At 32.9% G+C, this 11,791-nt stretch carries 10 protein-coding genes; 6 read left to right on the plus strand and 4 right to left on the minus strand.

Annotated features, from left to right (window positions below):
- Positions 1-422: 422 nt before the first annotated feature.
- The 4 genes from P8K68_RS02745 to recA form a co-directional block, all read right to left on the minus strand.
- A complete protein-coding gene (locus P8K68_RS02745) occupies positions 423-1,952 on the minus strand; it encodes an outer membrane beta-barrel protein (protein WP_300247963.1) in 1,530 nt (509 codons plus the stop codon).
- Positions 1,953-2,495, minus strand: a complete 543-nt coding sequence (locus P8K68_RS02750) for a sigma-70 family RNA polymerase sigma factor (RefSeq protein WP_300247965.1) — start codon at positions 2,493-2,495, stop codon at positions 1,953-1,955. It abuts the gene before it with no gap.
- A 27-nt stretch (positions 2,496-2,522) separates the two neighbouring features.
- Positions 2,523-2,936 carry a hypothetical protein gene (locus tag P8K68_RS02755; RefSeq protein WP_300247967.1) on the minus strand — a complete coding sequence of 138 codons (414 nt, stop codon included), beginning with the start codon at positions 2,934-2,936 and terminating at the stop codon, positions 2,523-2,525.
- A 119-nt stretch (positions 2,937-3,055) separates the two neighbouring features.
- Entirely contained in the window at positions 3,056-4,063 is a 1,008-nt protein-coding gene (recA, locus tag P8K68_RS02760) for a recombinase RecA (protein WP_300247969.1), read from the minus strand.
- Between the two features lie 414 nt (positions 4,064-4,477).
- Here recA and P8K68_RS02765 point away from each other — a divergent pair, with 414 nt between their 5' ends.
- The 6 genes from P8K68_RS02765 (at position 4,478) to P8K68_RS02790 (ending at position 11,620) form a co-directional block, all read left to right on the plus strand.
- On the plus strand, positions 4,478-5,551 hold the full coding sequence (locus tag P8K68_RS02765; RefSeq protein WP_300247971.1) for a rhodanese-related sulfurtransferase: 1,074 nt from the start codon (positions 4,478-4,480) through the stop codon (positions 5,549-5,551).
- 10 nt (positions 5,552-5,561) lie between these two features.
- A complete protein-coding gene (locus P8K68_RS02770; protein ID WP_300247973.1) occupies positions 5,562-6,806 on the plus strand; it encodes a peptidase U32 family protein in 1,245 nt (414 codons plus the stop codon).
- Positions 6,806-7,036 (plus strand): ferredoxin, encoded by a 231-nt coding sequence (locus P8K68_RS02775; protein ID WP_300247975.1) that lies wholly within the window; start codon positions 6,806-6,808, stop codon positions 7,034-7,036. Before P8K68_RS02770 ends, P8K68_RS02775 begins: the two co-directional genes overlap by 1 nt.
- Positions 7,037-7,463: 427 nt before the next feature.
- Positions 7,464-8,717 (plus strand): regulatory iron-sulfur-containing complex subunit RicT, encoded by a 1,254-nt coding sequence (gene ricT, locus P8K68_RS02780; RefSeq protein WP_300247977.1) that lies wholly within the window; start codon positions 7,464-7,466, stop codon positions 8,715-8,717.
- Positions 8,704-9,198 carry a gliding motility lipoprotein GldH gene (locus tag P8K68_RS02785; RefSeq protein WP_300247979.1) on the plus strand — a complete coding sequence of 165 codons (495 nt, stop codon included), beginning with the start codon at positions 8,704-8,706 and terminating at the stop codon, positions 9,196-9,198. Before ricT ends, P8K68_RS02785 begins: the two co-directional genes overlap by 14 nt.
- A 73-nt stretch (positions 9,199-9,271) precedes the next feature.
- Entirely contained in the window at positions 9,272-11,620 is a 2,349-nt protein-coding gene (locus P8K68_RS02790) for a transglycosylase domain-containing protein (protein WP_300247981.1), read from the plus strand.
- Positions 11,621-11,791: the final 171 nt, after the last annotated feature.

The raw sequence follows: 11,791 nt of genomic DNA on the forward strand, positions 1-11,791 counted from the left end.
AATAAATCTGTAATTTTAGAGTAACAAAACATAGATAGGTTTTTAGATTAATAAATTGAATTTCAGTACTTTAATTTACTAAAAATCTATCTTTTTTACTATTAAAACTTATCTAAATATTAATCGAACTCAGGTTAATAGGTTTTTTTAAGGGACTGTTTAACATAAATAATAAAATCGTTTTAGTTATCAATATTTTTATTATAATCCCATTTATTACTTTAGGTTTTAGAAGATTGAATGATGCTAAATTTGTAAAGTGGCTGTTTTTAATTCCAATAGTAAATTTAGTTTTAGCAGCTTTTCCCTCAAAGTAAAAAAGAATCGAAATAAAAAAAACTGCTCGAGGGGACGAGCAGCTTCTTTTTTGATATGAGCTTTCAAGCTTAAATGAAAACCCATATCTAGATCTAACCAAAAACCTAGAATTTTACAGCAAATCCAGTATATACTCCTATAAAAAATGGCGAAAAATCACCTGAAGTATTATTAAATGTATTGAATTGATATTTAAATAAAGGCTCTAAATTAAAATTGAATTTTTTAGAAAATTTATAGTTTAAACCCAATCCAAAATTTGCACTATAGCTTAATTTATTTATGTTACTAGCCTCTCCAAGTATGGTTCTATTACCATTGTCTTCTTCATAAAATACTTTGTTGCTATTTAAAAAGAAAGAACTAAACCCTCCAATTAGGTTTACGCCAAATTTTTTATCAGAGAGGGTGTATTGAATTTCTAAAGGCACTTCAATATATCTTAAATTTTGATTTATAGATGCATTAGATGAAGCTATTGCCGTAGGTGTATCAGAACTTATAGTTTCTGAGCTAATAAGAGATATATTATCACGAGCAGGGCTAATATTTTGTAAAGCGCTACTTGATGTATTGATGCCTATAGATTGAAAAACCACAACATCGTTGGTGTTATAACCTAAATTTACACTATGGATTCCAGAACGCATACTTAACTTTTTGTTTATAGCATAACTAGCATAAACACCATAACTCATATTAATATCACCAGACTTAGAGTTGCTATTAAACTGCGGGTCTATGGATGAGCCATCTTTTAAAGTATTAAAATAAACGGGTGCAATATTTGGAGCAACACTCCATCTGTTTTTTAGGTTGTTGTTGTCTTTTTCAATAACTTTTTTGGCATTGTTTAGGGCGTCTTCTATAGAACGTTTGTTTTCTTCAGTTTTAGTGTAATCAATAGTTTTATCGTTTGCGTTTGCAACAGCTGTATTATCTTTTGAAGTTTCTTTAATAAGTGTATTCGCTTTTTCTTTGTTTACTACTAATGGCAATTCGTTTTTATTAGTATCTATATGCGTGTTGTTTTTTTTAGAAGTATTGGCGATATTAATTGTATTTTCTGATGTTTTTTCTAGATTTTTTAGACTGTTTTTTTCTGTTGAAGCATTATTAGCAATAGCAGTATTATTTGAATCAACTATATTTTTATTGATATTTAATTTGTCAGAGGAAGATAACTTCGTTTTACTTTTATTTTTTGAAGTAGAGGTTTCAGCAATAGAAGCTTCTTTAGGTAAATTGATTTTGTCTGTTATTGTTTCAGATTGCACTTTTGAAGGGGTGTTTAAATCATCATTTGAATCATTTAAATCATTCTGAGTATTATTATCTACAGCTATAGTATTTGTTTTGTTACCGTCATTTAAAGGGGCATTCTTTTCATTATCTACAACTTGATTGGTAGAACCTTCATTTATTTCATTAAGAAAAATACCGCCAACAGTTAAAAGTAGCAGTAACAAGGCTGCAATACCAGCATAACGCCACCAAATTGGAATAACACGGCGTTTTCCCTTTTTCGCACTTAGAGTTGCTGCTATATTTTTCCAGACAGCATCACTAGGCGTGGCTTCAAAATCTTTGAAACCTTCTTGAAACAATCTATCTATATGTTTTTTATTAATCATTTATAATGATTGAGAGCGTTGTGTTACTTTATAATCTTCGATGGTTTGCTTTAAAATAAACCTAGCACGAGCTAGATTAGATTTTGAAGTTCCTATGTTTATCTCTAGCATGTCTGCTATGTTTTTATGTGAATAGCCATCAAGTACATATAGGTTAAAAACTAATCTGTATCTATCTGGCAATTCTTGAATGATTTTTAAAAGATAATCTATGGAGATGGTGTCTTCATCAACTTCCAATTCAACATCCTCTATAGAATCTTCATTTATTATATCAAACACTTTTTCTTTTCGGTAACGTTGTAATACGGTGTTTACGGTAATACGTTTTATCCAACCTTCAAAAGAGCCTTTATTTTTATATTGTTCAATTTTATTAAAGATTGTTAAAAATGCATCTTGCAAATTATCTTCGGCTTCGGCATAGTTTCGTGAATACTTTAAACATATAGCGAATAATTTACCCGAAAAGAGTTTATATAATTCGCCTTGTGCTTTAGTATCATTAACCTTACAATTTTCTATGAGTTGTTTTAAACTCAATTTTAAACATGTATTAATTAATACTTACTACTCAATAACTGGCACTTCAATAGTTAAATACTGAGTTTCTCCGCTAGCGTCCTTACCCTGCCAAAACTTAAAAATGTAAGAGCCGTTACTAGTGACTTGAAAATTAAAAGTATCTTCAACCAAATTGTCTTCTTCAAGAGTCTGGCAGTCGTTGTTGTCAAAAACATAAGTAATTGGAGCAACGGTACGCTCATTATTTTCTTTTAAATAATAAAACTCTTTAAAAGCATGACAAGTTGAAGGTCTTAAATACGAAACTGTAATTGGGTAAACCTCTCCTAACATAAATGCATCAGGGATGTCTACACTTTCAACTGCTAATACTTCAAAACTGAAACTTGTATTATCATCATCAATACTACAAGATGCAAAAAATACAAGTGTTAAGCAAAGAACTAAAATCTTTTTCATGGTAAATAAATTTGGGGTTAAATACATGTTTGCAATATGTAGATGCAAAAAACATAATAAGGTTGCGTGAAAAACGAAGTTATTTTAATTAAAAAATCCCGAATTAACGGGATTTTAAATTATTGTTCTGATACTGCTTTCCTAACCTTGCCTTCAAGCTCATCCATAAGTTCTGGATTATCTTTTATTAAGGCTTTTACAGCATCTCGACCTTGGCCGAGTTTGGTTTCATCATAACTAAACCAAGAGCCACTTTTCTTTACAATGTCATGTTCTACAGCTAAATCTAATATTTCACCTACTTTAGATACGCCTTCGCCGTACATAATATCAAATTCGGCTAATCTAAATGGTGGAGCTACCTTGTTTTTAACTACTTTAACTCTTGTTTTATTACCCAAAACAGCACCATCTGTACTTTTTATTTGTGTAGAACGTCTGATATCTAATCTTACAGAAGCATAAAATTTTAGGGCATTACCACCAGTTGTTGTTTCTGGATTACCGAACATGACACCAATTTTTTCACGTAATTGGTTAATAAAAATCACAGTACAGTTGGTTTTGCTAATAGAGGCTGTTAGTTTTCTTAAGGCTTGAGACATTAAACGCGCATGAAGTCCCATTTTAGAGTCTCCCATTTCACCTTCAATTTCACTTTTTGGTGTTAAGGCTGCAACAGAATCGATAACTACAATATCAATAGCGCCAGAACGGATTAAATTATCAGCAATTTCTAAGGCTTGTTCTCCATTATCAGGCTGAGAGATAATTAAATTATCAATATCAATACCTAAATTTGCAGCGTAAAAACGATCAAAAGCATGTTCTGCATCAATAAACGCAGCGATACCTCCAGCTTTTTGGGCTTCGGCAATGGCATGTAACGTTAGTGTTGTTTTACCAGAAGATTCTGGGCCATAAATTTCAATTACTCGACCACGTGGATACCCACCAACGCCTAAAGCAATATCTATACCTAAAGAGCCCGATGGAATGGCTTCTACATCTACTATGGCAGAATCGCTCATTTTCATTACGGTTCCCTTTCCGTAGGCTTTGTCTAGTTTATCTAATGTAAGTTGTAATGCTTTTAATTTTGCATCTTTTTCTTTGTCGGTGCTCATTTCTTTGTGTTTTCTGAAAAATTGTATGCTAAAGTACTATATCTTTTTTCACAATACAATTTTAAGACGCAACCTTTTTGCACAATTTGCATCTTGTTAATAAAGTGGAAAAATTTTGCTATCAAATTTACCAATTGAATTTTTGAATTGAGACTAACTCTAAACTTAATTAAAGCATCTAGATTTTTATTTAGGTGCTTTTTTTATGGATGAATTTTAAGCTTAGGTTTTGAAATGACCCTTGCCGATACCTGCGCTAGGGATTGTAGTGGCATCCTTTTTTTGCTGCCGCCTATGGCAAAAAAAGATATAACGAAAAGCCCGACCCTTGGGGAGCGCCCAAATTGTTTTAATTATGTAGAAATTGTACATTTGCATTTTAATATTTTCTTTAACCTTAAAAATTAGTATAGCATGCAACTGTACAATACGTTAAGCGCAAAAGAGAGAGCAGAGTTAATCGAGAAAGCCGGAAAGGAGCGATTAACACTTTCTTTTTATCAGTACGCTAAAATTACAAATCCTCAAGAATTTAGAGATCAATTATTTATTACTTGGGACGCATTAGACGTTTTAGGACGTATTTATGTGGCTACGGAAGGGATTAATGGTCAGCTTTCTTTGCCAGCAGATCGATTTAATGCTTTTAAAGCCCATTTGGATACGATTGATTTTCTAAAGGACATCCGTTTAAATATTGCAGTAGAGCAGGATAACATGTCTTTTTTAAAATTAAAAGTGAAAGTGCGACATAAAATTGTTGCCGATGGGTTGAATGACGACACGTTTGATGTGACTAATAAAGGCGTGCATGTTGGTGCAGATAAGTTTAATGCACTTATTGAGGATGAAAAAACAGTTTTGGTGGATATGCGTAACCATTACGAAAGTGAAATTGGGCATTTTAAAAATGCGGTAACGCCTGATGTGGATACGTTTAGAGAATCGTTAGACATTATTGAAGCCGATTTAAAAGACCATAAAGAAGATAAAAACTTGGTGATGTATTGTACGGGAGGTATTCGTTGTGAAAAAGCGAGTGCTTACTTTAAGCATAAGGGTTTTAAAAATGTGTACCAGTTAGAAGGTGGGATTATTGAGTATACCAGACAGGTAAATGAAAGTGATCTTGAAAATAAATTTTTAGGTAAGAATTTTGTTTTCGATGAAAGAAGGGCTGAAAAAATTAGTGAGGATGTGATTGCGCAATGCCACCAATGTGGAGCGCCTTTTGATGTGCATACCAATTGCGCCAATGATGCGTGCCATTTGCTGTTTATTCAATGTGATGCCTGTAAAGAAGAAATGAATAATTGCTGTTCTACAAACTGTAAGGACATACACGCTTTACCTTTTGAAGAGCAAAAAACGCTTAGAAAGGGACAAGGCAATAGTAACGATATTTTTAAAAAAGGACGTGCAGACCATTTGCCTTATAAGAAGGACTTGAGAAATATTTTTGAGACTTTAAAAGTTGATAAAATTTAAAGCAAGCGTTATGCAAAAGATAGAATTAATGGCGCCTGCGGGAAATTTTGAATCACTTCAGGCAGCCTTAGACAATGGCGCAGATTCCATCTATTTTGGAGTTGAACAGTTAAATATGCGAGCCAGAGCATCTATAAATTTTACTTTAGATGATTTACAAGAGATTTCTAACCGATGTAAAGCTAAAAATGTTAGAACGTATTTAACGTTAAATACTATTATTTACGATCATGATTTATCTATTGTAAAAATCTTGATAAACAAAGCTAAAGAAGCTGATATTACGGCTGTAATAGCTATGGATCAAGCGGTAATTGCTTCGGCACGAGAGGTTGGAATGGAAGTGCATATTTCAACCCAAATAAACGTAACAAACATTGAAACGGTTAAGTTTTATGCCATGTTTGCAGACACTATGGTGTTAAGTCGTGAATTAAGTTTACGACAGGTTAAAAAGATTACCGAACAAATTGAAAAAGACCAAATAAAAGGACCTTCAGGAAAATTAGTAGAGATTGAAGTTTTTGGTCATGGAGCACTTTGTATGGCGGTTTCAGGCAAATGCTATATGAGTTTACATGCTTACAACTCATCTGCAAATAGAGGTGCTTGTAAACAAAATTGTAGAAAAAAATACACGGTCATAGATCAAGAAACAGGTTTTGAAATGGAACTTGATAATGAATATATTATGTCTCCAAAAGATTTATGCACCATCGATTTTTTAGATGAAGTTATCGAATCTGGTATTAAAGTACTAAAAATTGAAGGTAGAGGAAGAGCACCAGAATATGTTGCTAAAGTCATTAAATGTTATCGCGAAGCAATTGATAGTTTTGAAAATGGCACATTTAGCAAAGAAGAAGTAATCTCCTGGATGCAAACTTTAGAGACTGTTTATAACAGAGGCTTTTGGAGTGGTTACTATTTAGGACAAAAACTTGGTGAATGGAGCAAAGGGTCTGGGTCTTACGCTACGCAAAAGAAAATGTATATTGGTAAAGGCACTCATTTTTTTCCAAAAGCAAAAGTGGGCGAATTTAAAATTGAAGCTTATAATATCAATGTTGGTGATACTATATTAATTACTGGCCCAACAACTGGAGCACAGGAATTAGTTATTGATGAGTTTTTTGTAAACGATGCCAAATTAACTGAGGGAACTAAAGGTGATTTGGTAACTATGAAACTACCTTTTAGAATCCGTCAATCAGATAAACTTTATAAAATTGTTGAAAATAAAGTAGAAGCTTAATGGTAGTAATTACATTGCAACGAAATAAATGTATTGGTTGTAACTACTGCGTGGAGTTAGCACCAAATCAGTTTCAAATGTCTAAAAAGGATGGTAAAACGGTGTTGTTACATTCAAAAGAAAAAAAAGGATTTTTTACCTTAAAATCTTATGACTATTTCATTTTTGAAACCTGTGATAATGCTGCAAAGGCTTGTCCTGTTAAAATTATATCAGTTAAGGAACTTTAATTTTTTACAGTATTTATGAAGCAATATGGCAAATGCTTTACAGTAAATTTTTGACTATACATTTTGCTATGTTTCATCTAAAAGCTTTTGGAAAGAAGGTTTTAACGATTTTAGCAAAAAAATGGGTAGGAGTAAATTACTTTTTTCTAATATTTTCAAATCTAAAAAGACCCTTAGTACGACGTCTAATAAACTTAATTAGAAAGTTGAATTTAATTGAAAAAAATTTAAGAAAAGCTTTGCTTTATAGTCTCTTAGAATAACCTTATATTTACGTCCAAGAAGGTGTTTTTTTAAAAAAATCTTTTCAAAAACAAATTTTTAAAAATTCATTATCAAGCCTTTACAGGTAGGGCGAGATTCAAAAATAGTTATTAACCATCTTTCGATAGACCATTTGTTCTATTCGGAATCAATATATAAAAATATGGCTTGCGCAAGTTGCTCAACTAAAGACGGCTCTCCAAAAGGCTGCAAAAATAATGGTACTTGTGGTACAGATAGTTGCAATAAGTTAACCGTTTTTGATTGGTTAGCAAACATGTCTCTTCCAAACGGCGAAAAACCTTTTAATTGGGTTGAGGTACGTTATAAAAATGGCAGAAAAGAATACTACCATAATACAGAAAATTTAACATTAAGTATTGGCGATATCGTCGCAACTCAAGCAAAATCGGGTCATGATATTGGTATGGTTACCCTTACGGGTGAATTGGTACGTGTTCAGATGAAGCGTAAAAATATCTCAGAAACGCCTGAGGAAACCTTGAAAATTTACCGAAAAGCAAGTCAAAAGGATATTGATATTTGGTCGGTAGCACGCGATAAAGAAGAGCCAATGAAGGTGAAAGCACGTCAATTCGCAATCGATTTGAGACTTCAAATGAAAATTTCAGATATCGAATTTCAAGGCGATGCTAGTAAAGCAACATTTTATTATACAGCTGAAGAGCGTGTAGATTTCCGAGAATTAATTAAAGTTTTTGCCAGAGAATTCAGAACCCGAATTGAAATGAAACAAGTTGGCTTTAGACAAGAAGCAGCAAGACTTGGTGGTATTGGTTCTTGTGGACGCGAATTATGTTGTTCTACTTGGTTAACCGATTTTCGATCCGTAAGTACATCAGCGGCACGTTACCAGCAGTTATCATTGAATCCGCAAAAATTAGCGGGTCAATGTGGTAAGTTAAAGTGCTGTTTAAACTATGAGTTAGACACTTATCTTGATGCCTTAAAAAGTTTCCCTAAAACAGACACAAAATTATATACCCAAAAAGGAACTGCAGTATGTCAAAAAACAGATATTTTTAAAGGACATATGTGGTACGCTTATGAAGGGGAGTGGATGAATTGGCACAAAATTACAACAGAGCAAGCTAACGAAATTATTGAATTAAATAAACAAAAGAAAAAAGTATCTAGCCTTGAAGAATATGCCTCAGATCTTATAGAAGTAGATACTAAAGAAGTCTTTGAAAACGTTGTGGGTCAAGATAGTTTAACACGTTTTGATAGTCCAAAACGCAATAATAAACGTAGAAATAATAGAAGGAAAGGAAATCAAGGCAATAAGAATACTGGATCAAACAAAAGTGCAACACCTAATAAAAATCCAAACCAGAATAAACGAAGAAAGAATACTAAAAGAAAACCACAAAACAGTAAAAATGCTGAAAAATAAAGCCATATTGTTTTTTTTAACGTGTTTTTCTATTATGGTTTCGTGCGATTCTAATAGCGTTTATGATAATTACAAATCGGTTCCTAATAGATGGCATAAAGATTCTATTGTTAGTTTTAAAATAAATCCACCAGATTCGATAAAAGCCTATAATTTATTTGTTAATTTAAGAAATACAAACGCATACAAATACAACAATTTGTATTTAATTGTCGAAATGCTTTTTCCACACGGCAAAACAATAAAAGATACTTTAGAATATAGAATGGCAGAACCAAACGGAAAGCTTTTAGGTGAAGGCTATACAGATATTAAAGAAAATAAATTGTGGTATAAGGAAGACGTTATTTTTAATGAAACAGGAGAATATACCGTTAATATCCAGCATGCTATGAGGGAAAATGGAAAGGTAAATGGCGTTATAGAATTAGATGGTGTAACCGATGTTGGGTTTAGAATTGAAAACCCAAATAATAAATAGAAAATTGTCACACTGCGTCTTTCGTCTTTTTTTAAGAGAATCTAAAGTCAAAGTGTTCTTTAATTTATAGTTCATGGCAAAAGCAAAAAAAGAAACAAAAGCAGTTCAAGATTTTTCAAAATATATCCGTTGGTTTTGGATGGTTTTTTTAGGAGGTATTATCTCCATTTTCTTGATTTTTTTCCTCACATCTATTTTTGGTGATCTACCAGATCATACGGTTTTAGAAAACCCAAAGACCCATTTAGCTACTGAAATCATTTCATCAGATGCACAAACTTTAGGTAAATTTTATTTAAATGATAACAGAACGCCTGTAAATTATTCTGAATTTCCTCAGCATTTAGTTGATGCTCTTATTGCAACAGAAGATGTACGTTTTCATGAACACTCTGGAATTGATGCTCGTGGAACACTAAGAGCTATTTTTACATTAGGGCGCGATGGTGGTGCAAGTACAGTATCTCAGCAATTAGCAAAACAATTATTTACTGGAGTGGCTTCTAGAAGTACCTTTGGAAGAATTACTCAAAAGATAAAAGAATGGATTATAGCAACACGTTTAGAGCGTCAATATACAAAAGAAGAGATTATTGCACAGTATTTTAATATCTACGATTTTGGAAATAATGCTGATGGTATTCGCAGTGCAGCACGCATATATTTTGGAAAAGAACCTAAAAATTTAAGTTTAAAAGAATCTGCTATGTTAGTTGGGATGTTTAAAAATTCATCTTTATATAACCCAAGACCTGAGCGAAACCCTGTTGGTGTAAAAAACAGACGTAATGTGGTTTTGGCTCAAATGTATAAGTATAATTACATTGATGAGAAATTAAAAGATTCACTTCAAAAAACAGAATTAGATTTAAATTATTCTCCAGAATCACATCGCGAGGGTATTGCAACCTATTTTAGAGGGTATTTAGATGGTTTTATGAAAGATTGGATTAAGAATAATCCAAAACCAGATGGGTCAAAATATAATTTATATAACGACGGGTTAAAAATCTATACGACCATAGATTCGCGAATGCAAACCTATGCTGAAAATGCTGTACAACAACATATGCTAAGGTTGCAAGCAGAGTTTTTTAATCAGAACACACCCAAAAGAAATCCAACAGCACCTTTTTTAGAGCTTGAAAAAGAAGAAATTGATGCTTTAATGAAACGAGGAATTAGGCAGTCAGAACGGAGGAGACACTTGAAATACGATTTAAAGAAATCAGATAAAGAAATCGAAGAATCATTTTATAAGCCTGTAAAAATGAGTGTTTTTGCATGGAAAGATGGTAAAGCTTCAGAGATAGATACCATTATGAAACCTATAGATTCTATGCGTTATTATAAGTCTTTTTTAAGAACAGGTATGATGTCTATGAATCCACAAACAGGCCATGTAAAAGCTTGGGTTGGCGGAATCAATTACAGACACTTTCAATACGATATGGTAAAACAAGGAAAGCGTCAAGTAGGATCCACCTTCAAACCATTTGTTTATACCGCAGCTATAGATCAATTACATTATTCACCCTGTGATGAATTTCCAGATGTCCCGTTTTGTATTGAAGCCAATAAATTTGGAAATCCAGAAAAATGGTGTCCAAGCAACTCTGGGGGAGATAATGACTATGGAGGAACTAGGACCTTAAAAGGTGCATTGGCTAATTCTGTAAATACAATTACTGCACAATTAATGGATAAAGTAGGTCCTCAAACAGTTGCAGATTTAGTGAAAAAGCTAGGTGTCGAGTCTGAAATACTTCCAGTGCCATCTATAGCTTTAGGAACTCCAGATATTAGTGTTTACGAAATGGTTGGTGCATATTCCGCATTTGCTAATCAAGGCGTTTATACTAAGCCCGTAATGGTAACAAGTATTGAAGATAAAAACGGAACTATTTTATATCAATTTAAACCAGAAACGCGAGATGTTTTAAGTGATGAGACCGCCTATGTAGCAGTTAAGCTTATGGAAGGTGTTACTCAAGGAGGTTCGGGTACTAGATTAAGACACAGTTGGGCTAGCTATAGACCAGAGTACAAAGAGGTTATTACTGGTTATCCTTACGAACTTACAAATCCTATTGCAGGAAAAACAGGAACAACGCAAAATCAAAGTGATGGGTGGTTTATGGGTATGGTACCTAATTTAGTTACCGGTGTTTGGGTAGGGGCAGAAGATAGAGCTGCCCACTTTAAAACCATTACTTACGGTCAAGGCGCCTCTATGGCTTTGCCAATTTGGGGATTGTATATGAAAAGCTGTTACGGAGATGAAGAATTAAACATATCCAAAGATGAGTTTGAAGCTCCAGAGAATTTATCTATTAATGTAGATTGTTCAAAACATACAAGTTCTACTGATACAGATGATGACACAGATGATAATACTCCTGAAGATTTAGATTTCGGATAGTATTAAAATATAATTTTATAATTTTAATTAAGAGGCTGTCTAAAAAGGCAGTCTCTTTTTTATTGTTTTAGATTTTAAAAAAAGTATTGGTTTTCGTATCTTAAAGGTATGAAAAGCAACATCGTTTGGAAGACGAATAGTCAGTCTCAATTAAGTCTTCTCCCACCAAGT

Source organism: Algibacter sp., from assembly GCF_029245835.1.
Lineage (GTDB): Bacteria > Bacteroidota > Bacteroidia > Flavobacteriales > Flavobacteriaceae > Algibacter_B.